General features: G+C 71.4%; 14 protein-coding genes. 9 read left to right on the top strand and 5 right to left on the bottom strand.

The features are described 5' to 3' along the window. Positions 1 to 41: 41 nt before the first annotated feature. Positions 42 to 1691 carry a carbamoyltransferase N-terminal domain-containing protein gene (locus tag ACR68M_RS31040; RefSeq protein ID WP_441247470.1) on the bottom strand — a complete coding sequence of 550 codons (1650 nt, stop codon included), beginning with the start codon at positions 1689 to 1691 and terminating at the stop codon, positions 42 to 44. A 305-nt stretch (positions 1692 to 1996) separates the two neighbouring features. On the opposite strand from ACR68M_RS31040, the gene ACR68M_RS31035 reads away from it, so the two are divergent. The 8 genes from ACR68M_RS31035 to ACR68M_RS31000 all read left to right on the top strand — a co-directional run bounded on the left by ACR68M_RS31035 (position 1997) and on the right by ACR68M_RS31000 (position 13637). Beyond that, positions 1997 to 3925, top strand: coding sequence for a condensation domain-containing protein (locus tag ACR68M_RS31035; protein WP_441247469.1), 1929 nt, complete (start codon positions 1997 to 1999; stop codon positions 3923 to 3925). Between the two features lie 21 nt (positions 3926 to 3946). After that, positions 3947 to 4207 (top strand): phosphopantetheine-binding protein, encoded by a 261-nt coding sequence (locus ACR68M_RS31030; RefSeq protein WP_441247468.1) that lies wholly within the window; start codon positions 3947 to 3949, stop codon positions 4205 to 4207. Positions 4208 to 4210: 3 nt separating this feature from the next. Next, entirely contained in the window at positions 4211 to 5671 is a 1461-nt protein-coding gene (locus ACR68M_RS31025) for a methylmalonyl-CoA mutase family protein (RefSeq protein WP_441247467.1), read from the top strand. 6 nt (positions 5672 to 5677) lie between these two features. After that, on the top strand, positions 5678 to 7021 hold the full coding sequence (ccrA, locus tag ACR68M_RS31020; RefSeq protein WP_441247466.1) for a crotonyl-CoA carboxylase/reductase: 1344 nt from the start codon (positions 5678 to 5680) through the stop codon (positions 7019 to 7021). Then, positions 7018 to 8520: an amino acid adenylation domain-containing protein gene (locus tag ACR68M_RS31015; protein WP_441247465.1), complete on the top strand. Its 1503-nt coding sequence runs from the start codon at positions 7018 to 7020 to the stop codon at positions 8518 to 8520. Before ccrA ends, ACR68M_RS31015 begins: the two co-directional genes overlap by 4 nt. Positions 8521 to 8596: 76 nt before the next feature. After that, positions 8597 to 9895, top strand: a complete 1299-nt coding sequence (locus ACR68M_RS31010) for an MFS transporter (RefSeq protein ID WP_441251759.1) — start codon at positions 8597 to 8599, stop codon at positions 9893 to 9895. After that, positions 9892 to 12726, top strand: a complete 2835-nt coding sequence (locus ACR68M_RS31005) for a condensation domain-containing protein (protein WP_441247464.1) — start codon at positions 9892 to 9894, stop codon at positions 12724 to 12726. Before ACR68M_RS31010 ends, ACR68M_RS31005 begins: the two co-directional genes overlap by 4 nt. Then, the gene (locus tag ACR68M_RS31000; protein WP_441247463.1) at positions 12723 to 13637 is read left to right on the top strand and encodes a diiron oxygenase; all 915 of its coding nucleotides are present in this window, start codon (positions 12723 to 12725) and stop codon (positions 13635 to 13637) included. Before ACR68M_RS31005 ends, ACR68M_RS31000 begins: the two co-directional genes overlap by 4 nt. A 19-nt stretch (positions 13638 to 13656) precedes the next feature. Here ACR68M_RS31000 and ACR68M_RS30995 read toward each other — a convergent pair whose 3' ends face one another. From ACR68M_RS30995 to asnB, 3 genes are read right to left on the bottom strand one after another with little or no spacing between them, the layout of a single operon-like run. After that, on the bottom strand, positions 13657 to 15633 hold the full coding sequence (locus tag ACR68M_RS30995) for a condensation domain-containing protein (RefSeq protein ID WP_441247462.1): 1977 nt from the start codon (positions 15631 to 15633) through the stop codon (positions 13657 to 13659). 10 nt (positions 15634 to 15643) lie between these two features. Continuing rightward, positions 15644 to 17140, bottom strand: a complete 1497-nt coding sequence (locus tag ACR68M_RS30990; protein WP_441247461.1) for an AMP-binding protein — start codon at positions 17138 to 17140, stop codon at positions 15644 to 15646. Beyond that, positions 17140 to 18978, bottom strand: a complete 1839-nt coding sequence (gene asnB, locus ACR68M_RS30985) for an asparagine synthase (glutamine-hydrolyzing) (protein WP_441247460.1) — start codon at positions 18976 to 18978, stop codon at positions 17140 to 17142. The genes ACR68M_RS30990 and asnB overlap by 1 nt, the downstream gene beginning before the upstream one ends. 288 nt (positions 18979 to 19266) lie before the next feature. Here asnB and carB point away from each other — a divergent pair, with 288 nt between their 5' ends. Next, on the top strand, positions 19267 to 22644 hold the full coding sequence (gene carB, locus ACR68M_RS30980) for a carbamoyl-phosphate synthase large subunit (RefSeq protein WP_441247459.1): 3378 nt from the start codon (positions 19267 to 19269) through the stop codon (positions 22642 to 22644). Here carB and ACR68M_RS30975 read toward each other — a convergent pair. Continuing rightward, the gene (locus tag ACR68M_RS30975; RefSeq protein ID WP_441247458.1) at positions 22633 to 23556 is read right to left on the bottom strand and encodes an alpha/beta hydrolase; all 924 of its coding nucleotides are present in this window, start codon (positions 23554 to 23556) and stop codon (positions 22633 to 22635) included. The genes carB and ACR68M_RS30975 overlap by 12 nt on opposite strands. Between the last annotated feature and the right edge of the window lie 6 nt (positions 23557 to 23562).

The raw sequence follows: 23562 nt of genomic DNA, 5'->3' as shown, positions 1-23562 counted from the left end.
CCGCACCGGTCACACCCCTGACCGGCTTTCCAACCCCGGGCTCAGGATTCGGGGTTGGTGTAGAGCTTGCCCTCCGACCAGACGTACTTCGTGCGGCCCCACTTCGCGGCCGAGGCCACGTCGGGGAAGAACCCGCTGCCGTTGTGGTTGGCGCTGGTGTTGCAGAGCACCGGGACGCCGCTGATCCGGTGGTACTCGGTCAGGATGCGGGCCGCTGCGGCGTCGACGGAGGCGTCGATCGTCTGCAGGCGTGCGGAGTTGTCGAGGTGCACGATGGCCGGCACCCGCTCGGCCCAGCCCGGCCGCATCTGGTGGTCGAACAGCATGTAGCGGTCCGGCGTACCGGGGTCGAAGATCTCGGCGGCGTGCTCGGTCAGGCAGAGCGGGGCGACCGGGCGGTAGCTCTCGCGGTGCTTGACGTCGTTGAGCCGCTCCTTCATCTTCGGGTCCACGGCGGGGGCGATGATGCTGCGGTTGCCCAGGGCGCGCGGGCCGATCTCGGCGCGGCCGGAGAGCACCACGACGGGCTCGTTCTCGTTGTGCAGCAGCTCAGCCAACTGGCGCTCGTCGCACGGACGGGAAGTCCAGCCGGCCGGGAGATCGCCCTCGGTGACCTGTGGGCCGGTGTAGACGCTCCAGTCGAGGGCCGTCTCGCCCTGCTTGAACATCTCGCAGGCGGCGGTGCCGAGCGCGGCGCCGGCGTCGTTGGGGAACGGCGGGATCCAGACGTCGCGGAAGAGACCGCTGTTGCGCAGCACGCTGTTCCACTTGATGTTGAGTGCGCAGCCGCCGCCCAGGCTCAGGTTGAGCTTCTGGCCCATGTACTGCTTCTTGACCACGACCGCGATGCGGTCGAGCAGCAGCTCGCCCATGTACCCCTGGAAGGTGGCGATCAGGTCGGCGTTGGTGAGCCCGGGGAAGAGTTCCTCGCGCTCCGCGACGACCCGGCGGCCGAGCACGCCCGCGTTGTCGGTCGAGATGGAGGGCAGTTCGGCGAAGAGCCGGTCGAAGACCGGGTACGCCGACTTCTCGCAGTTGCCGAGTGCCGCGTACGCCATGGCCTTTCCGGCGATGGACAGGTAGCGGGTGCTGTTCGGGTCACCGGCCGCCGAGTCGTCGCGGAACGGCTCGAAGTGCTCGCAGAAGTCCGAGAAGATGTTGCCGGTCACCGGGAAGAGCGGCGCAACTGCCTTGACCGTGAGGTTCTTGGCACTGACCTGGTAGAGACGCGGCGAGATGCCGCCGTCCCAGACCAGCACCAGCGAGTCCTCGCCCCGGGCGGCGAACGGGCTGGAGACGTACGAGCCGAGCGCGTGGTTGCTCGCGTGGTGGTAACTCACGTAGCCGGGGCGGCGGGAGTTGAAGTCGTACGCCGAGAAGGCGTAGCGCTCCAGCGGGTCACGCGTGCCGACGCCGTCCACGTAGGGGGCGACGGGCAGCACCAGGGCCTCGCCCCGGCTCGCGGTGCGCACGCTCGGTGCGTCAGCTCCTTGCTCCGGCCACCAGCCGTCCACCACGAACTGGTCCACGTCCTCGGGGTCCACCCCCTGCGCGCGCAGGATCTCCGCGACCTGTTCGAGGTCGCGGAGCTTGGAATAGCGGGGGTTGTTTCCGAGCTTTTCAATCTCGATACTGAAGACCAGGCGGTTGCCGTCGATAAGCGCGACTCCGCCGTCATGCGAAGCCTTCACGCCAGCAATGAGCATTAGCGACTACCTCCGTATGTCGAAACTCAAGCCTCAACATAGAAGGCTTTTTCGCTGGCCAGCAAGGCTCTGCCCCCGCCAACGTCGACAGCATCCTGCCAGCCGCCCTGCCTGGGCACCGAAGCCCATCCCTGCGCCACCACCGCCGACTTGGCGCCGACCAGCCACCGGCGGCGATGGCAGGTTGCTGTCGATGTTGGGCTCCGTGAAGCCTTGCTGGCCTGCAAATCCCGACACCAGAATTGATTTCTGCGACTCGCTGACCTCGATTTACCAGCTAAGGACCCGAGATGCACCCTCTTTCCTCGGCGCAGCGCCGCCTGTGGTTCCTGCACCGCTTGGAGGGGCCGAGCGCCGCCTACAACGTGCCGGTCGTGACACAGGTGCGCGGCGCCCTGGACACCGAGGTGCTCGCGGCCGCGCTCGGCGACGTGATCGGCCGTCACGAGACGCTGCGGACGGTGTACCCGGAGACCGACGGCGAGCCGTGGCAGGAGGTGCTGCCCGCCGACCGGGCCCGGGTCGAGGTCACGCTCACCAGTTGCCCGCCCGCCGGGCTCGCCGCGGCGGTCACGGCCGCCTGCGGGCATCTCTTCGAGATCGCCACCGACCTGCCGGTGTACGCCGAGCTGATCAGCGACGGCACCGAAGTCGCCACGCTGGTGCTGGTGTTGCACCACATCGCCACCGACGGCTGGTCGATGGGCCCGCTGACGGCCGACCTCTCCACCGCGTACGCGGCCAGGCTCGCGGGTGCCGCACCCGGCTGGGAGCCGCTGCCGGTGCAGTACGCCGACTACGCCCTCTGGCAGCGCGACCTGCTCGACTCCGCCGCCGACCAGGACGGCGAGCTCAACAGCCAACTGCGGTACTGGCGCGAGGCGCTGGCCGGCCTGCCGGCCGAGGTCCGGCTGCCCGCCGACCGGCCGCGCCCGGCCCACGCCTCCTACCACGGCGGGCGGGTGGAGCTGCCGGTCGACGCGGGAACCTGGGCGGCGCTGCGGGAGATCGCCCGCGCCCATGACGTGACGCCGTTCATGCTCGCCCAGGCCGCCGTGGCAGCGCTGCTCACCCGGCTCGGGGCCGGGGCGGACGTGCCGCTCGGCACCGTCGTCGCCGGGCGGACGGACGACGCGCTCGCCGGGCTGATCGGCTTCTTCGTCAACACCCTCGTGCTGCGCACCGACACCTCCGGCGACCCGGCCTTCGGTGAGTTGCTGGCCCGGATCCGCACCTCGGCGCTCGGGGCCTTCGCGCACCAGGAGTTGCCCTTCGACCGCCTGGTCGAGGAGCTCCAACCGGCCCGCTCACTCGCCCGGCATCCGCTCTTCCAGGTGCTGCTCGCCTGGGAGTCCGGCGACGAGCCGACCTTCGACCTGCCGGGTGTCAGCTGCCGCCCCGCCAACGCCCAGCTGGACGTGGTCAAGTTCGACCTGGAGTTCGGGTTCGGCGAGCAGTCCGACGGCAGCCTCCACCTGCTGCTCAGCTACGCAGGGGACCTCTTCGACCGGCCGACGGCGCTCGCCCTGGCCGAGCGCCTGGCCCGCGTCCTCGCCCAACTCGCCGACGGCGTGGGGCTGCGCATCAGCGAGCTGGACGTACTGTCGGCCGAGGAACGCGAGCTGGTCACCGAGCGCTGGAGCGACGGCTCCCGGGTCGAACCGGCCTTCTACGAAGCTCTGCTTGCCGAGCACGGGACGACCGTGGAGACCGGCGCCGGACGCGCGCTGCTCACCCCGGACGGGCCACCGCCGGGCGTCCGCCTCCTCGTCCTGGACGAGCAGCGGAACGCCGTGCCACCCAGCATCCCCGGTCAGCTGCACCTCGCGGACGGCGAGCAGCTCCACCCCACCGGCGATCTGGTCAGCTGGACGACGGACGGCGGGCTGCGCCTCCACCTGGCGAGCGCCCCGCAGGCCCCGGCGACGACCGAGCCCCGCAGCCCGAGCAGCGCGGAGGAGGAGGCGCTCTGCGAGCTGTTCTCCGAGGTGCTCGGTGTGCCCGGGGTGTGCGTCGACGACAGCTTCTTCGATCTCGGCGGCCACTCCCTGCTCGCCTCCCAGCTGGCGAACCGCATCCGGGCGACGCTCGGCCGCCAGGTCTCGGTGCGGACGGTCTTCGAGCAGCCCACCCCCGCCGGGCTGGCCCAGGCGCTCACCGAGCGGCCCCGGGCCCGGCCCGCCCTGCGATCCAAGTCATCCACCTTCCAGGCAAGTTGATCCAGAGGAGACCCACGCACCATGTCCACGACCGCACTCACCCTCACCCAGATCCAGGCCACCGTCCGGAAGATCACGGCGGAGATCCTGGAGCTGCCGGAGGTCACCCTCGACGACAACCTGCTGGAGTTGGGCGTCGACTCACTGGTGGCCACCCGCATCGTCGCGGCGCTGCGCACCGAGTTCAAGGTCGACATCCCGCTGCTGAACGTCTTCGAGAGCCCGGAGATCGGCGAGTTCTCCGAGTCGATCTTCGACCTCACCAGCGACGCAGGAGTCTGACCCGTGGCGGGCGTACCGGGGCAGTTCCCCTACGATGCCGGAATCCACCCGACGGGATACACCTCCCGGCTCTGGACCATGCGCCAGCTGGCCGGTCTCCAGAGTGCCACGTCCACCAACGAGCGCTTCAAGTACCTGCTCGACATGGGCGAGACCGGCCTCTCGCTCGCCTTCGACCTCCCCACCCAGCTCGGCCTGGACCCGGACGCACCCCTGGCGGACGGGGAGGTCGGGGGCACCGGAGTGTCGATCGCCGACGTGGACGACCTGGGGGCCGTCTTCGCGGGCATCCCGCTCGACCAGGTCTCCGTCTCGTTCACCATCAACGCGACCGCACCGATGCTGCTGGCGATGTGGATCGTGGTGGCCGAGGAGCAGGGCGTCGACCCGGCCGAGCTGCGCGGCACGCTCCAGAACGAGATGCTCAAGGAGTTCCTCGCCCGCAAGGCGTTCATCTACGACCTGCCGACCAGCGTGCGCTACGCGCTGGACGTGATCGAGTACTGCGTACGGGAGTTGCCGCGCGTCAACCCGGTCTCCGTCTCCGGTGGGCACGCCCGGGAGGCCGGGGCCGACGCCGCCCTGGAGGTCGCCTGCGCGCTCGGGAGCGTCGACGAGTACCTGCGCGGGATGACCGAGCGCGGGTACTCGGCGCAGGAGGTGGCCGCGCGGTTCAGCTTCATCTTCGGCACCGACATGGAACTCCTCAAGGAGGCAGCCAAGTTGCGGGTCGCGCGCCGCCGGTACGCCGAGCGGATGCGGGACCGCTGGGGCGCGACGGACCCGCGGGCGATGAAGCTGCGCACCCAGGTCAACACCTTCGGCTCCGCGCTCGCCTACCAGGAGCCGCTGAACAACATCGTCCGGGCGACCGTCCAGGCGATCGCCGCCGTGCTCGGCGGCACCCAGTCGCTGCACGTGTGCAGCTTCGACGAGGCGGTGCAGACCCCGGGGCCGCTGGGCGCCCGGATCGCGCTGCGGACGCAGCAGATCATCGCCGAGGAGACCGATCTCGCCCGCTACGTCGACCCGTTGGGCGGTTCGCTGGTCATCGAGCAGCTGGTCGAGGAGCTCGGCGCCGAGGTCGACGAGTGGCTGCGGCGGATCGACGACCGCGGCGGGATGGCGGAGTGCATCCGCACCGGCTGGCTGGAGGGCGAGATCGACGAGCTCGCCTACCAGGACCCGGGGCCGACCGTCGGCGTCAGGCACACCGCGCCGTCCGACTCCGAGCGCCGACTGCTGCTCGCCGAGCGGCACACCGCGCTCGGCAGCCGCCGTGACGTGAAGCGCCTGCCGTGGGGGCCCGAGCTGGACCGGCTGCGCGCCGACGCGGCCGCCGGGCGCAACGTGATGCCCGCACTGATCGAGGCGGTCCGGGCCCGCGCCACCATCGGCCAACTCTGCGAAGCCATGCGCCCGTCGGCGGGGCAAGGCACCGAAAACCCACGAACGGCGGAGTGATAACCCATGGAGAGTCTCATCACAGCGGTGCGCAGCGGCGCCGGCCCGGCCGAGCTGCTGGCCTGCGAGGTGCCGGAGTCCTATCGCGCGGTGCACCTGCGGCGCGGTGACGAGAAGTTGTTCGACGGCGAGAGCGACCGGGACGTGCGCCGGACGCTGCACGTCGGCGAGGTGCCGATGCCGGAGCTGGCGCCGGACGAGGTGCTGGTCGCGGTGATGGCGTCGGCGGTGAACTACAACACCGTGTGGTCGGCGATGTACCGGCCGGTGTCGACCTTCCGCTTCCTCGACCAGTTCGCCCAGCAGGGCGGTTGGGCCGAGCGGCACAGGCAGGACCACCAGGTGGTGGGCTCGGACGCCGCGGGCGTGGTCGTCCGGGTCGGCAGCGCGGTGCGGCACTGGAAGCCGGGCGACAAGGTCGTGGTGAATCCGCCGTACATCGACGAGCAGGACCCGGTGGCGCAGCAGGACGGCATGATGACCACGGGCATGCTCGCCTGGGGCTTCGAGACCAACTTCGGCGCGTTCGGGGACTTCGCGGTCGCCCGCGCCACGCAGCTGGTGCCGAAGCCGCCGCACCTCTCCTGGGAGGAGGCCGCCTGCAACACCTTGTGCCTGGGCACCGCGTACCGCATGCTGATCAGCGATCGTGGGGCGCGGATCAAGATGGGCGACGTGGTGCTGATCTGGGGAGCGGCCGGCGGACTCGGCTCGTACGCCGTCCAGTTGGTGCGGCAGGCGGGCGGGATAGCGGTCGGGGTGGTCGGCTCGGACGAGAAGGCCGACCTGCTGGACAGGCTAGGCTGTCATGTCGTCATCAACCGTAACAGCGTCGGCCTGGGGGCCGACGGCGAGGAGAAGCCGGGGGCCGCGTGGAAGGCACTCGGCTCCGCCATCCGCAAGGAAATCGGCGAGGACCCGCACGTCGTCTTCGAGCACGTCGGCAAGGCGACCTTCGAAACCTCGGTGAACGTGGTGCGGCGCGGCGGGCTGGTCGTGACCTGCGGCTCCAGCAGCGGTTACCAGCACAGTTACGACAACCGCTACCTCTGGATGAAGCTCAAGCGGATCATCGGCAGCCACGGCGCCAGCGCCCACGAGGCCTGGGAGGCCAACCGCCTGCTCAAGCTGGGCATGGTCGTCCCGACGCTCTCCAAGGTCTTCCCGCTCGAACAGGCCCCAGAGGCCACCCGCTCGGTGCAACTCAACGAGCACGAGGGCAAGGTGGGCCTGCTCGGTCTGGCCACCGAGGAGGGGCAGGGCATCGAGGACTGGGCGCTGCGCAAGCGGATCGGGGAAGACCGCCTGCGGCTCTTCCGCGACCACGCCGCCACGGCGGTGAGCAAGTGAGCACCCCGCACTCCGTCCCCGCCGCTTTCCGGCGCCAGGCCGCCCGCACCCCGGACGCCGTCGCACTCGCCGACGGCACCCGGCAGCTGAGCTACGCCGAACTCGACTCCCGCGCCGACGCGCTGGCACGGCTGCTGGCCGAGGAGGGCGTCCGGCCGGGGGACCGCGTCGCGGTCTGCCTGGAGCGCTCCGTCGATCTCGTGGTGGCGCTGCTCGGCGTGCTCAAGGCCGGCGCCGCCTACCTGCCACTCACGCTCACCGAAGCACCTGCCCGCCTCTCCGGCATGCTGACCGACGCCGGGGTCGAGCTCGCGGTCTGCGACGCCGCCGGAGCCCGGCAGCTGGCCGGGCAGAGCGTCCGGACGGTCTCCGAGCTGCCCGGCCCCACCCCGGCCGCAGCCGGCCTGCCTGCGCCCGGCGCGGAGGACCTCGCCTGCCTGATGTACACATCCGGCTCCACCGGCCGCCCCAAGGGCGTCATGGTGCCGCACCGCTCCGTCGTCAACCTCGTCACCGAGCCCAACTACGTGACGCTGGGCCCCGGCGACCGCATCCTCCAGCTCGCGCCCGTCGCCTTCGACGCGGCGACCTTCGAGATCTGGGGCGCACTGCTGAACGGCGCCCGGGTCGAGGTCCCGCCGCACGGGCCCGTCGGACCCGCCGAACTGACGGAGCTGCTGCTCGAGCGCGGCATCACCGTCCTCTGGCTGACAGCGGCGCTGTTTCACCGTCAGATCGATTCCGACGCAGCCTCGTTGGGCACCCTGCGGACCGTCCTCGCGGGCGGGGACGTGCTCTCCACCGACCACGTCCGCCGCCTGCGCGCGGCCGCGCCCGCCCTCGAAATCGTCAACGGCTACGGCCCGACCGAGGCCACCACCTTCTCGCTCTGCCACCGCATCGCTCCCGACGAGGAGTTCACCCACTCGGTGCCGATCGGCACCCCGCTCCAGGGGGCCGTCGTCGAACTGCGGGCGGCCGACGGTACACCTGCCGCCGACGGCGACGAGGGCGAACTGTGGGTCGGCGGGGCCGGGGTGTCGCTCGGCTACTGGCAGCGCCCCGAGCTGACGGCCGAGCGCTTCGTCGCCGACGCCGACGGCCGGCTCTGGTACCGCACCGGTGACCTCGTCCGGCGACGGGCCGACGGCGCCGTGGAGTTCCTCGGCCGGATCGACGGCCAGTTCAAGCTGCACGGCCAGCGGGTCGAGCCCGGTGAGATCGAGAACGTCCTCGCCGAGCACCCCGAGGTGCGCCAGGCGGCCGTCGCCGTCCGCACCAACCACCTCGGCGATCTCCGGCTGGTGGCCTGGCTGACCACCGTCGAGGAGACGCTGAACCGACGCGCGCTGCGGGCCTTCCTGCGGGAGCGGCTGCCGGACCACATGGTCCCGGCCCTGTTCGCGACCGTCGACGAACTTCCGGTCACCACCAACGGGAAGGTGGACCGCAAGGCTCTGCCCGACCCCGACTGGAAGTCGAAGGCCCTGTACCTCTGACGGGCCGCCCGCCACCCGCCCACCGGGCGGCGGGCACCCGCCACCACCGTGAAATTGGAGAAAGCCCTTGTTGTCCGTGTCTGACGCGGCGCCTGCCCGCACGCCCCGCAAGCGGGATGTCCGGCTCTGGATCACCGGCACCAGCGTCTCGCTGTTCGGGGACGCCGCGCTGTGGATCGCCCTCGGTGTCTGGGTCCACGACCTCACCGGCTCCAACGGTGCAGCGGGTCTGGCGTTCGCCGCGTACGTCGTGCCCCGGCTCGGCGCGCCCTTCCTCGGGCTGATCGTCGACCGCTTCCGCCGCCGCTCACTGATCGCCCTGCTCAACTTCGTCCTGTCGGGCTGGGTCTGCCTGGCCTTCCTGGTGCACGACCAGCACCAGGTCTGGCTGCTCTACCTGGTGCTCTTCGGCGTCGGCCTCGGGGTCGGCATGCACAACGCGGCGGGCAGCGCGCTGCTCACCAGCCTGGTGCACCCGGACGAACTCGGGCGCACCAACGCCCTGCTGCGCACCGTCCAGGAGGGCGGGATGCTGGTCTCGCCCGCCGTCGGCTCCGCGCTGTACGTCGCGGCCGGGCCGCGCGCGGTGGCCGGCCTGGAGGCCGTCACCTTCCTGGTCTGCTGCCTGTGCGTGCTCGCCGTCCGGGTGGACGAGCCCAAGCCCGAGCCGCCGAGCGGCACCATCGCCCGTGAACTCGCCGCCGGTGTCATGCACTTGGTCCGCACCCCACGGCTGCGGGCGGTCTCCGTCGCGATGGGCGGCGGCCTGCTCGGCTTCGGCTTCATCGAGACCGTCATCTACGCCGTCGCCGACCAGGGCCTGCACCGCCCCGCCGCCTTCGTCGGCGCACTCACCGTCGGCAAGGGCGTCGGTTCGGTCATCGGTGGCATCATCGGCATGCGGGTGCTCAAGCGACTCGGCAACGGCCGTGAATCGATGCTCACCGTCTACGGGTTGAGCCTGATGGCGGCCGGCTGCGCGATCCTGATGCTGCCCGGTGTCGTGCTGGCCATGGTCGGCGTGTTCGTCATCGGCCTCGGCATCCCCGGCGCCGTCGTCGGCCTCTACACCTCGATGCAGCGCTACTCCCCCGCCCACCTCCAGGGCCGGGTCGCGTCCGCCGCCAGCATGCTCGCCACCACCCCGCAGGTGCTCGCCGTCGCCACCAGCGCCGCGCTGATCGCCACCGTCGACTACCGCGTGCTGCTCGGGGTGCAGGTCGTCCTCATCGCCCTCAGCGCCGGATACCTCGCCGTCCGCGCCCGCAGCTTCCCGGACACCGGTGAGTCCGCACTGGCGCCCACCGCCCCGGCCCAGGCCGCCTCGGCCCCTTCGACTTCGACTTCGACCACCGAACTGGAGAGTCCGTCATGAGTGCGCCCGGCCGATCCGGACTCCCGGTGATACCACTGACGCCGCAGCAGCGCGGGGTCTACTTCCTGCACTGCCTGGCGCCGGACAGCGCCGTCTACAACGTGCCGATCATGCTCCGGGTGCTGGGCGGCATCGACCTCGGCCGCTTCCAACTCGCCGTCGACCTCCTGCAGTCCCGCCACCAGGCGCTGCGGCTGACGGTCGAGGAGCGCGAAGGCGAGATCCTCCAGCTGATCCACCCGGCCGAGACCGCCGCCCCCGTCAAGGTCGAGACGGCCCCGCAGCCCGACCTCGTCACGGCGACGGCGGAGGCCGTGCGCCGCGCGGCCGAGCCGTTCGACATCGCGCAGGGCCCGCTCTGGCGGGCCGCCGTGCTCGAACTCGCCGCCGACGAGCACGTGGTGATGCTCAGCTTCCACCACATCATCATCGACGAGATCTCGGCGACCGCGCTGGCCGCCGAGCTGCACCGGGCCTACGACGACCCGGCCGCCCTCGACCCGGCCGGGTCCGAGCACCGCTACGCCGACTTCTGCACCGACCTGGCAGCCGAGCCCGACCCGAAGATGCTGGACTTCTGGCGCACCCAGCTCGACGGCCTCGGCACGCTCCGCCTGCCGGAGGAGCACATCGCGCAGGACCACGGCCTGTTCACCGGCGACCGGGTCGGCTTCACCGTGCCGGCCAAGATCTCCGAGCAGCTCACGGCCGTCTGCCGCGCGCACCGCGTCTCGGAGTTCATGGTCTTCCACTCCGCACTGCTGGTGCTGCTCCAGCGCTGGACGGGCGCGGCCGACATCGCCGTCGGCACCCCGATGGCGGGCCGCACCGACGCGCGGTACGCCGACACCATCGGCTTCTTCCAGAACACCGTGGTGCTGCGCAACCGCCTCGACCCCGAACTCACCTTCGCCGGGCTGCTGAAGGCCTCCCGCCGGACGGTGCTGGAGGCCCTCCAGCGGGAGGCGACCCCCTTCGAGCGAGTGGTCGAGGCCGTCCGCCCGGCCCGGGACGCGGGCCGCAACCCGCTCTTCCAGGTCGCCCTGGTCTTCAACCGCCGCAAGGTGGAGCAGGACTGGACGCTGCCCGGCCTCACCGTCGAGCCGCTGCCGTTCAGCTGGAAGACCTCGCACTTCGACCTGACGCTGACCATGCTGCACGAGTACGGCGTCCTGAAGGGCGACTTCGCGTTCAGCGCGCAACGGCTCTCCCGCGAGACGGCCGGCCATCTGGTCAGCGCCTTCCAGACCCTGCTGGCCGCTCTGCTCGCCGACCCGGCCGCCCCGCTGGTCGACGCCGAGCTGCAGAGCCCGGCCGAGCGGGAGGCCGTCCTCGCCCTCGGCGCGGCGGCCGGGCGTTACGTACTGGACGAGCGGCAACGGCCGCTCCCACTCGGCTTCTTCGGCGCCGTCCACACGGGCAGGTTCCCGTCCGACGATTACACGTCCGAGGACGGCACCGGGCTCCGGGCGACCGGCGAGCGCGGCCGCTTCACCGGCGAGGGCCGGTTCGAGCTCTGGCGTGACCCGGTCGAGGCGGCCCTCGCCGCGCACCCCGCCGTACTGCGGGCCGCCGTGCTGGACCTCGACGGCGAGAGCGTCGGCGTCGCCGTCCGGCGGCCGGGCGTCACCCTGCCGGGGCCGCGCGAGCTGCTCGCCCACCTCCAGGCCCGGGTGCCCGGCTACCTGCTGCCGCAGCGCCTGGTCGAGCTCCCCGACGGGCCACTCGACCCGGCCGCCCTGCGGGCTGCCCTGGAGGCCGCCCCGAGCGAGCCTGCGGCGGCGGACTCCGAGGAGCCGCAGGGTGAGCTGGAGGAGCGGCTCGCGGCGCTGTTCGAGGAGCTGCTCGGCATCCCCGGTCTCGGCCGCTACGACAACTTCTTCGACTACGGCGGGCACTCCCTGCTGGCGGTCCGCCTGATCGGCCGGATCACCGAGGAGCTCGGACTCACCGTCAGCGTCGGCGCGTTCATGAACAGCCCGACGGTGAGCGCGCTCGCCACCGCGATGTCCGACGGCTCCGCGACGGCCCTGCCGTCCGGTGTGGTCCGGCTCCGCACCGCCGCCGAGCCGGACGGCCGGCCCGCGCTGGCGCTGCTCCACCCGGTCGGCGGCACGCTGATGTGCTACGGCGAGCTGGTCCGCCTGCTCCCGGACAACCTCGACGTCGTCGGGCTCGAACGGGTCGCGGGCGCGCACCCGGCGGACGCGTCGTACCGGGCGCTGACCGACCGGTACGCCACCGCGCTCGCCGAGGCCCTGCCGGGCCGGCCGATCGCGCTCTGCGGCTGGTCGCTCGGCGGTGTGCTGGCGCACTCGGTGGCCGCCCGGCTCACCGAACTCGGCCACCAGGTGGTCCTGGTGTCGCTGCTCGACTCGCTCGCCCAGCGCACCGCCTGGGACGCGGACCGGATGGCCACCACCGGCGCCGAGCTGGCCGCACTGGCCGCACTGGCCGCCGACGTCCGGCTGCACGGCACCGGAGTGCTCGGCGTGACGCCCGAGCAGCAGCTGCTGATGCGCCGCTTCGGCGTCGACCTGGACGCCCTGCGGGAGACCCCGCCGGAGCAGGCCGCGCGGATGCTGGAGGACTGGGGGCAGCTGCTCGCCCTGGTCGCCGAGTGCGAGCCCGAACAGGCCGGCTTGCCTGTGCAGTTGGTGCTCTGCGCCGACAACCCGGCCGGCTACCCCGAGGCGCTGGCGGCCAGCTGGGAGGGCCTGCACGGCTCGCTGCAGCAGCTCTCGGTGCCCGGCTCGCACACCGAGGTGCTCTCCTCCCCGGCGGTCGAGCTGGTGGCGGCGGCGCTCACCGAGCGGATCACCCGGTCATGAGCCGGGTCGCCGAGGACTGGTACGACAGCGCGAGCGTGCGCACCCGGCCGCGCCGCATGCTGGACGAGGACCGGGAAGCCGGGCTGCTGGTCTTCCCGGAGCACCTGGTGCCCCACCTGCGGCACGAGGGGGTGACAGGGCTCGGCACCGACGCGCGCCGGGCCCTGCTCGCCCAACACTTCTACCAGTACATGTACTTCACCACCCACCTGGAGACCCGGGTGGTCAACCGGGGCACCTCGCTGATCGCGCACGGGCAGGTCGACCTCACGCTCGACGCCCGCACCCGGCTGGACGCGTTCAAGATCTACTGCGACGAGGGCTACCACGCCCTGTTCAGCCTCGACGTGGTGCAGCAGGTCGAGAAGTCCCTCGGCATCCCCGCGCTGCCGTTCGACTTCGAACCACGGCTGGCCCGCCTGGAGCGGACGGCCGCCACCTTCCTCCCCGACCACGGCTCACTCGCCCAACTGCTCCAGGTGGTGGCGTTCGAGACGGTGGTGACGCGCTTCCTCGCGCAGATCCCGCGCGACCCGACGGTGTTCCGGGTGGTCCGCGAGGCCGTCGACGACCACGTCAAGGACGAGATCCACCACCACGCGTACTTCGTGAAGTTCTTCAAGGAGATCTGGGCAAGCCTCTCCCCCGCCCTGCGGGTCCAGGTCGCCTGTGCGATGCCGCACTTCGTCAACGACTGCCTGCGCCCCGATCTCGGGCCCGTCCACTCGGCCCTGCTGTCGGTCGGCCTGTCCCCCGAGCTGACGCCCGCCATCCTGGAGGACTGCTACCGCGAGGAGGTCCTGACCGCGACCGTCCGCGAGAGCGGCCGCCACACCCTCCGCCTGTGCGAGTCCGTCGGCGCCTTCGACCTCCCCCAGGCCCGCGAACAGCTCGACCTCCTGGGCCTCTAGGGCACCCACGCCCCCGGGCTCAGGCGAGCTTCGCGACATCCACCTCGCCGGACGCCAGCCGAGGCAGCCGCTCCACCAGCCGGACCTCGCCCGGCTGCGGCCACCCCGAGGGCCAGACCCGCCGCACCGCCCGCCGCCAGACCCGCCCGTCCTGCCCCTCCAGGCCGGCCACCGGCGCCACCACGACCACCGCCCGCAACGCCCCGCCCTCCGACGCCAGCACCACCGCAGCCTCCCGCACCCCGGCCAGCGCGGCGACCCGCGCCTCGGCCTCGGCCCGGTCCAGCCGCCGCCCGACCCAGTCGTGCAGCTGCTCCGCCGTGCCGAGCACCCGCACCCGGCCGTCCGCGTCGATCCAGGCCCGGTAGCTGCTCGGCCGGGGGTCGTCCGCGAGGCCCAGCAACCCGGGCACCCCGTACGGCAGCGGCCGCCCCTCGGCGGTGGTCACCCGGTACGAGCGGCCGGCCAGGCCCCGGGTCAGCACCAGGCCCTCGGCGCCCCACCCGCAGCACCCCAGCCACCCGAGGGCCGCGTCCCGCAGCTCCAACTCCACCACCCCGCCGGCCCGGACGTACTCCGTGACCGCCGGGGTCGGCAGGAACTGCTCCACCGGACAGCGCCCGCCGCCGGTCGTCAGGCCCGGGAAGCCGCCGCGCTCGCCCGGCCCGCCGTCCACCGGCACCCGGACGGCCGGGCCAGCCGACAGCAGCTCGGCCAGCGGCCGGTCGGGCTCGGCGGTCGCCGCAGCCAGCAGCCGCGCGTACCCCGCCGCGAACCGGCCCGCGGCAGCGGCGTCCAGGATCAGCGTCGAGTGGTCGAGCCGCCCGTACGCGCCGTCGCCCTCGCGCCGCAGCTGGAGCGTCAGATCGAACGACTGCGTCGAGTTGGGGGCGAAGAAGTCCCAGTCGAAGTCCAGCCCGCGCACCTCGCCCAGGCCGGTGACGACCGTCGGGTACGAGATGCCGACCCCGTCGAACGCGCCCTGGCTGACGTCCACGCCGTGCCGCTTGCGCAGGTGCCGCAGCACCCAGGAGAACGGCACCCGCCGGTAGCGCTGGACCAGCCCCACGGCCCGCCCGCTCACCGCCAGCAGCTCGTTGAAGGTCGCACCGGGCGGCACCTCGATCAGGCAGGGCACCACGTTGACCTGGAGCCCGATCTGCTCACGGGTGCCGGGCAGGCTGGTGTCCACCGGGATACCCAGCACGAAGCGGGAGTTGCCGTACTCGTACAGCCGCAGCGCCGCGCCCGCGACCAGCCCGGTGAAGAAGCTCACCCCGGCCGCCTTCGCCAGCCCGGCCAGCCGGGCACAGGTGCTGCCCGGCAGGTCGAACCGGGCGGTCGGCTCGACCGACCGTCCACCGGCGGGCGGGCCGCCCTCCCGCCGGGGCAGCACCAGCCCTGGCAGCCCCGGCAGGTCGGCGGCCAGCCAGTGCCCGACGACCTCCTCCAACTCCTGGTCGATCGAGGGGTGTTCGGGAATGTCGTACGGGATTCGAGGCTTCAGGCCGCCCTGCTCGCACAACTCCCCCAGCGCGGCGAGGAACTGGCGGGCGAAGACGAACTTCGACCGCCCGTCGAAGGCGATGTGATGGACCCCGACCACCAGCGTGCACCGGCCCTCGCCGTGCACCAGCAGCGAGAACGCGATCGGCGCCCGCCCGGTCAGGTCCCACGGCTGCAACCGGTGCGCCCGGTACCAGCCCCGGGCCGCCGCCAGCTCCTCACCGTCTCCCGCCGCGAGCTCCAACTCCTCGAACCGGAGAACCGCTTCGGCCCGGTGCACGGCGATCCGCGCCGTCTCCCCCGCACCGGCGGTGACCAGCCCGCGCAGCTGCGGATTGTCCTCGCACACCGCCGCACAGGCGGCCCGTACCTGCGCCGCTGTCACCCCGCCCCGGATCAGGACGGAGAAGAAGCCCCCGTTGATGCTCTCCGGATGGAGCAACTGCTCCAGCCACATCGACTCCTGCGCGGGCGACAGCGGGACGAGCACGGGGCCCGGCTCAGTCGATGGGCGAGCCGGTGTCGTCGAGTTCACGTCTTGCGACCTTTCCGCTCGTGGTGAGCGGGAGTTCGGACACCCGCAGGAAGCGGGCGGGGACCATGTAGTCGGGCAGCTCGGCCGCGCAGGCCGCCCGCAGCAGCGCCGCGTCGATCCCGGCCGCCTCCTCCGGGTCGAGCACCAGGTAGCCGCGCAGCGTGGTGGACCCGGCCAGGCTGCGGCCGACCACGGCGGCCCGCCGGACACCTGGCACCTGGCTGAGCACCGCCTCGATCTCCCCGGGCTCCACCCGGTAGCCGCGCACCTTCAGCTGGTCGTCGGCGCGCCCGACGAAGTGCAGCACCCCGCCCTCCTGACGGACCAGGTCACCGGTGCGGTACACCCGCTTCACCGTGCCGTCGGCCTGCGGCAATTCGCGGAACTTCTCGGCCGTCAGCAGCTCGTCACCGAGGTAGCCGACGGCCAGGCAGCGGCCCGCGACGACGAGTTCGGCCTCGTCCCCCTCGCCGAACGGCACGAGCTGCCCGTCGGCCTCCCGCAGCAGCTCGGCGCCGACCGCCGGGCCGCCCAGCGCCGGGTGCACCGGCCAGTCGGCGGCGTCACCCCGCAGCCGGTGCTCGGTGACCACGTGCGTCTCGCTCGGGCCGTACTGGTTCACCAACTCGGCGTCCAGGCCGGCGAACAGGGCACGCACCTCGTGGTTCACCACCAGCCGTTCACCGGCGACGACCACCTCCCGCAGTGCGGGCAGCAGGTGCCCGGTGGCGCCGACCGCGATGGCCAGCGCGTGCAGGCTGGTGACCGGCAGGAAGGCCCGCACCACGGCGTGCTCGTGCAGCAGCTTCGAGAGCAGGAAGGGGTCACGGCGCTGCTCATCGTCGGCCACCACCAGGGCCGCCCCGACCGACCAGGCCGTCACCAACTCCTGGTAGCCGACGTCGAATCCGACGGCGGCGGCGTGCGCGGTGCATGGCACCTCCTGAGCCGTCCAGCCGTCCCGGTGCCAGTCGACGATGTCGGCCAGCACCACGGACGGCACCGCGACGCACTTGGGCACCCCGGTCGAGCCGGAGGTGCTGATCACGTACCCCAGCGGGCCCGGGACGCACAACCCGGCGTCACTGACCCGCAGTTCGTCCAACCACAGCTCGGCGGCATCGACCGGCGGACCGGCCGCCCCCGGGGCACGAAGCACCAGCACCGTCTCCGACACCTTGAGCACGTGCGCCGTCCGGGCCTGGGGAAGGCCCGGATCGAGGGAGTTGACCGCCGCGCCCGCCCGCCAGATGCCGAGTACGGCGGCACAGCGCCACCACCCGCGCGGCGCGAGCAGCCCGACCACCTCCCCCGGCCGGACGCCGTGCTCCACCAGGGCGGCGGCGATCGCGGCGGAGCGGGCGTCCAGCTGGGCGAAGGTGTACTCGTCGCCACCCTCGATCACCGCCACACGGTCCGCGTACGCGGCGCAGGCAGCGACGAGACTCTCGACGAGCTGCATCACAGTTCCACGGTGACGCCGGAGGAGAGCCAGTGGTGCAGCTGAACGGCGGCCTCCACGCTCATCCGCGTCACGCCCGCCCGCAGGCCGAACGACTTGTCGGTCAGGGCGGATTCGACCCGCTTGGCGTCCAGCAGCTCGTTGACGTCGTTGTTGCGGTCGGCCCGGATGGCCCGCAGCTGCTCGCGCAGCGCGACCCGGTAGGCCGGGTCCTGGACGCTCGGGTACGGCGACTTCTTGCGCTCCAGCACGGAGGTGGGCAGCAGGTCGCGGACGGCGGCGCGCAGCAGGCTCTTCTCCCGCCCGTCGGCGATCTTCATGTGCCACGGCACGTTGTAGACGTACTCGGCGAGTTCGTGGTCGCAGAACGGCACCCGGCCCTCGATCGAGGCGGCCATGCCGAGCCGGTCCTTGCGGTCGAGGACGACCCGGAGGTAGCGGGTCATGTTCAGGTAGGTGATCTCGCGCATCCGCCGCTCGTGCGGGTCCTCCGAGCCGGTGAGCGGCACCTCGGCGATCGCCTCCCGGTAGCGGTCCCGGACGTAGCCGGGGAAGTCCAGCTCGGCGTACAGCTCGCGGTCGAGCAGGCCGGAGAGGAACTCCATCTGGTGCGAGGCACCGAGCCAGGGAAAGGTGTCGGACTCCACGTAGAACGGGTCGTGGAACCAGACGTAGCCACCGAAGAGTTCGTCCGACCCGTCGCCGGTCAGGGTGACGGTGGAGAACCGCCGGACTTCCTGCGAGAGCCGGTACAGCGAGACGTACATGTCGAGCCCGGCGGCCGGGCGGTCCATCGCCCGCACCACGGCGGCCTGCCCCTCCGGGTCCACCAGGTGGTCCCGGTTGATCAGCAACTCGCGGTGGTCGCTGCCCAGATGGGCGGCCATCTTGGCGACGTACGGGCTGTCCGGCGAGTCGTGCACCTCGTCGGGGCGGAAGTTCTCCAGGTGGTAGGCGAACTCCATCGAGAAGGTCTTGAGCGGCTTCTCGCCGCCGACCACGCGGTTGACGAGTGCGCAGATCGCGGAGGAGTCGAGCCCGCCGGAGAGCATCGAGGAGATCGGCACGTCGGCCGCCACCTGGCGCCGGACGATGTCCTCCAGCAGCTCCCGGACGCGGCGCTCGGTGGTGGGCAGGTCGTCGGTGTGCTCGGCCGGGGTGAACTGCCAGTAGCGGTGCCGGGTCACGCCGTTGCGGCCGTAACGCACCACCTCGCCCGGTACGACCTCACGGGTGTCCTTGAAGACCGAGTAACCCGGGCTCGGCGTGAACGAGAACGCCTCCAGCAGGCCGGCCCGGTCGACCACTGGCTTGACCAACCCGGTGGTGAACAGCGCCTTCGGCTCGGAGCCGAAGGCGAAGCCCTTCGGCGTCTCGGCGTAGAACAGCGGGTAGATCCCGAACCGGTCGCGGACGAGCACAAGCTCCTCGCGCTGCACGTCCCACACCGCGAAGGCGAACATCCCGCGCAGCCGCTCGGCGCAGGCGGCGCCCCACTCCTGGTACGCGCGCAGCACCACCTCGGTGTCACTGCGGTCCCTGAACTGGTGACCACGGCTGCGGAGTTCGTCGCGCAGCTCGACGAAGTTGAAGACCTCGCCGGTGTAGCTCAGCACGACCGTCTCGCGGCCCTCGTCGTCGGTGGCAATGGCCGGCTGGTGCCCGCCCTCCAGGTCCACGACGGCCAGCCGCCGCGGCACGAACAGCGCCTGCGGGGAGGACCACTCACTCACCGCGTCCGGCCCACGGAGGGCGAGCGCCCCCCGCATCGCCGTGGCGAGATCCGGCCGCCGGGAGAGGTCGTCGACAAATGAGACCAGGCCAACAATGCCGCACATAGAATGGATCTCCCCGCCGCCATGACTATTTGTCACATGTCCAGTTGGTCGATGATCGATTCAACATTTCCGGCCATGGAGCGTCAAGAGATTCCGGTCGCGGCCGCCCTTCATCAACCTGCCATCTTTCGTGGGGACTTAACCACCGGTCGGTGCTTTGCGGACTGACCGGACCGACCCGGTGACATGCACGGGCGGCTCTGGCAGGCTCCGTGACCGTGGCACACCATCGGCCACCGGCGGGACCGGCGTGCGATCCCCGGCCCGCACCACCGCAGGGAGTTGACCGTGCCGAAGCGCACTGACATCAAGTCCGTTCTGGTGATCGGCTCCGGCCCGATCGTGATCGGCCAGGCTGCTGAGTTCGACTACTCGGGCACGCAGGCGTGCCGGGTGCTGCGGGCGGAGGGCCTGCGGGTCGTCCTGGTGAACTCCAACCCCGCCACGATCATGACCGACCCGGAGATCGCCGACGCGACATACGTCGAGCCGATCACCCCCGAGTTGCTGGAACGGGTCATCACCCGGGAACAGCCGGATGCACTACTGGCCACCCTCGGCGGCCAGACCGCATTGAACGTGGCGATAGCTCTCCACGAGAGCGGAGTGCTGGCGCGGCACGGGGTGGAACTCATCGGCGCCAACGTCGAGGCGATTCACAAGGGTGAGGATCGGCAGCTGTTCAAGGGTGTCGTGGAGGCGGTGAACGCGAAGATCGGGCATGGTGAGTCGGCGCGTTCGGTGATCTGTCACACGATGGACGAGATCATGGCGGGGGTGGAGACCCTCGGGGGTTACCCGGTGGTGGTGCGGCCGTCGTTCACGATGGGTGGTGCGGGGTCGGGTTTCGCGCATGACGAGGAGGATCTGCGGCGTATCGCGGGTCAGGGTCTGGCGTTGTCCCCGACCACGGAGGTGCTGCTGGAGGAGTCCATTCTCGGGTGGAAGGAGTACGAGCTGGAGTTGATGCGCGACCGCAACGACAACGTCGTGGTGGTGTGCTCGATCGAGAACTTCGACCCGATGGGTGTCCACACCGGTGACTCGATCACCGTCGCCCCGTCGATGACGCTCACCGACCGGGAGTACCAGACGCTGCGGGACATCGGCATCGCGATCATCCGCGAGGTCGGTGTCGACACCGGCGGCTGCAACATCCAGTTCGCGATCAACCCGGTCGACGGCCGGATCATCGTGATCGAGATGAACCCCCGGGTGTCCCGCTCCTCCGCGCTGGCCTCCAAGGCCACCGGCTTCCCGATCGCCAAGATCGCCGCGAAGCTCGCCGTCGGCTACACGCTCGACGAGATCCCCAACGACATCACCGAGAAGACCCCGGCCTCCTTCGAGCCGTCGCTGGACTACGTTGTCGTGAAGGTCCCGCGGTTCGCGTTCGAGAAGTTCCCGAGCGCCGACGCCACCCTGACGACCACCATGAAGTCCGTCGGCGAGGCGATGGCGATGGGCCGCAACTTCCCCGAGGCGCTGAACAAGGCGCTGCGCTCGCTGGAGAAGAAGGGCTCGCAGTTCACCTGGACCGGCGACCCGGGCGACAAGGCCGAGCTGCTGACGCTGGCGCAGGTCCCGACCGACGGCCGGATCAACACCGTCATGCAGGCGATCCGGGCGGGCGCCACCCCCGGGGAGGTGTTCGAGTCCACGAAGATCGACCCGTGGTTCGTCGACCAGCTGTTCCTGATCGACGAGATCGCCACCGAACTCGCCGACGCCGAGCGCCTGGACCCGGAGCTGCTGCGCCACGCCAAGCGGCACGGCTTCTCCGACCTGCAGATCGGTGAGATCCGCGGCCTGAAGGCCGACGTCGTCCGTGAGGTCCGCCACGCGCTCGGCATCCGGCCGGTGTTCAAGACCGTCGACACCTGCGCCGCGGAGTTCGCCGCCAAGACCCCGTACTTCTACTCGTCCTACGACGAGGAGTCGGAGGTCGCGCCGCGTTCGAAGCCCGCCGTGATCATCCTCGGGTCGGGGCCGAACCGGATCGGGCAGGGCATCGAGTTCGACTACTCGTGCGTGCACGCCTCCTTCGCGCTCTCCGAGGCCGGGTACGAGACCGTCATGGTCAACTGCAACCCGGAGACCGTCTCCACCGACTACGACACCTCCGACCGGCTCTACTTCGAGCCGCTCACGCTGGAGGACGTGCTGGAGATCGTGCACGCCGAGAAGGCGGCCGGGCCGCTCGCCGGTGTCATCGTGCAGCTGGGCGGGCAGACCCCGCTGGGTCTCGCGCAGGCGCTCAAGGACAACGGCGTGCCGATCGTCGGCACCCAGCCCGAGGCGATCGACCTGGCGGAGGAGCGCGGCGCGTTCGGCCGGGTGCTGCGCGACGCCGGGCTGCCGGCGCCCAAGCACGGCACCGCGTTCTCCTTCGACGAGGCCAAGGCCATCGCGGACGAGATCGGCTACCCGGTGCTGGCCCGGCCGTCCTACGTCCTCGGCGGACGCGGGATGGAGATCGTCTACGACGAGCCGTCCCTCGCCTCCTACCTGGAGCGGCACGCCGGCCTGATCTCCGAACACCCCGTCCTCATCGACCGGTTCCTCGACGACGCGGTCGAGATCGACGTCGACGCGCTCTACGACGGCACCGAGCTCTACCTCGGCGGCGTCATGGAACACATCGAAGAAGCCGGCATCCACTCCGGCGACTCCGCGTGCGCCCTGCCCCCCATCACCCTGGGCGGCTACGACATCAAGCGGCTGCGCACCTCCACCGAGGCGATCGCGCGTGGTGTCGGGGTGCTCGGTCTGATCAACATCCAGTTCGCGATGTCCGGGGACATCCTCTACGTGCTGGAGGCCAACCCCCGCGCCTCGCGGACCGTGCCGTTCACGTCCAAGGCCACCGCCGTGCCGCTCGCCAAGGCCGCCGCCCGCATCTCCCTGGGTGCGACCATCGCCGAGCTGCGCGCGGAGGGGATGCTCCCGGCGGAGGGCGACGGCGGGACGCTGCCGGCGGACTGCCCGATCTCGGTGAAGGAGGCGGTGATGCCGTGGTCCCGGTTCCGGGACATCCACGGGCGTGGTGTGGACACGGTGCTGGGGCCGGAGATGCGGTCCACCGGTGAGGTGATGGGCATCGACACCGTCTTCGGGACCGCGTATGCGAAGGCGCAGTCGGGTGCGTACGGGGCGCTGCCGACCAAGGGCAAGGTGTTCGTGTCCGTCGCCAACCGCGACAAGCGCAACCTGGTGTTCCCGGCGCGGGCGCTGGTCGAGCTGGGCTTCGAGATCCTCGCGACCTCCGGCACCGCCGAGGTGCTGCAGCGCGGCGGTATCCCGTCGACGGTGGTGCGCAAGCACTCCGAGGGCCCCGGCCCCAGCGGTGAGCGCACCATCGTGCAGCTGATCCACGACGGCGACGTCGACCTGATCATCAACACCCCGTACGGCACCGGCGGACGCCTGGACGGCTACGAGATCCGCACCGCCGCCGTCTCCCGCGGCGTCCCCTGCCTCACCACCGTCCAAGCCATGGGCGCCGCCGTCCAAGGCATCCATGCCCTCAACTACCGGGATTTCAGCCTTCGTTCACTCCAGGAGCATGCAGCCTTGCTCGCAACTCTCAGGCAGCGCAGGCCCGCAAGTACTGGCCTGAAACGGAGGCTCCCGTCCGATACCACTGCCCTGCTTCTACCGGGCTGACTTGGCCGCGGTGTCGGGAATGTGGACGTGCTGCGTGAGGAAGAGGGCTGCGCGGTCCAGCGCCTGGTCGGCCTTGTCGAGCACACCGGCGAAGGACTGGAACACGTGGGGTACGTCAGCGGTGATGTCGAGGATCACGTCCACTCCGGCTGCGCGGGCGCGGGCGGCCATGCGGGTGGAGTCGTCCAGGTGCACTTCGTCGGTACCCGCCTGGAGGAGCATCGGCGGGAAGCCTGTCGGGTCGGCGAGGACGGCGGGGCTGAGCATGGGCTGGTGCGGGTCGGCTCCCGCCAGGTACATGGCCCCGGTGTGTCCCAGGCTCTCGCGGGTGAAGAACGGGTCGATGCCTGCCTTGGTGTCCATGCTCTGGCCCGTCCGGGTCGCGTCGAGGCCTGGGGAGAAGGCCACGATCGCGGCGGGCATCGGGAGACCGGCATCGCGGGCGGCGAGGCAGGTGGTGAAGGTGAGGCCGCCGCCGGCGGAGTCCCCGGCGAACGCGATGGTCGAAGGGTCTTCGCCGCTGTCGAGGAGGGCGCGGTAAGCGCTCAGCGTGTCCTCGATCGCGGCCGGGAACGGGTACTCGGGGGCGAGCCGGTAGTCCAGCGAGTACGCCGTGAGCCCGGTCCTGGCCACGAGGTTCCCCGTGAGCGACAGCGCGGTCTCGGGGGAGCCGAACACCCAGCCGCCGCCATGGAAGTACAGGATCGTCCCGGTGCGCGCCTCGGTGCCCGGCTCGACGTACAGCGCCGGTCGGTCGCCGAGCGTCGTCCTGGTGATGCGGAGGCTGTCCGGGACGACCATCTGGGCCATCATCGCCTTGAATCCGGCTCGGAGCGCCTCGATCGACTGGGGGCCGTCGGGCCGGGGCTGCCGCAGCATCGCGCTGACCTGCGTGCGCTGTTCCCTGCTCATGATGCA

It is taken from the genome of Kitasatospora sp. McL0602 (assembly GCF_052076145.1).
In the GTDB taxonomy this organism is placed as follows: domain Bacteria; phylum Actinomycetota; class Actinomycetes; order Streptomycetales; family Streptomycetaceae; genus Kitasatospora.
This window is presented reverse-complemented; position numbering and strand designations above follow the sequence as displayed.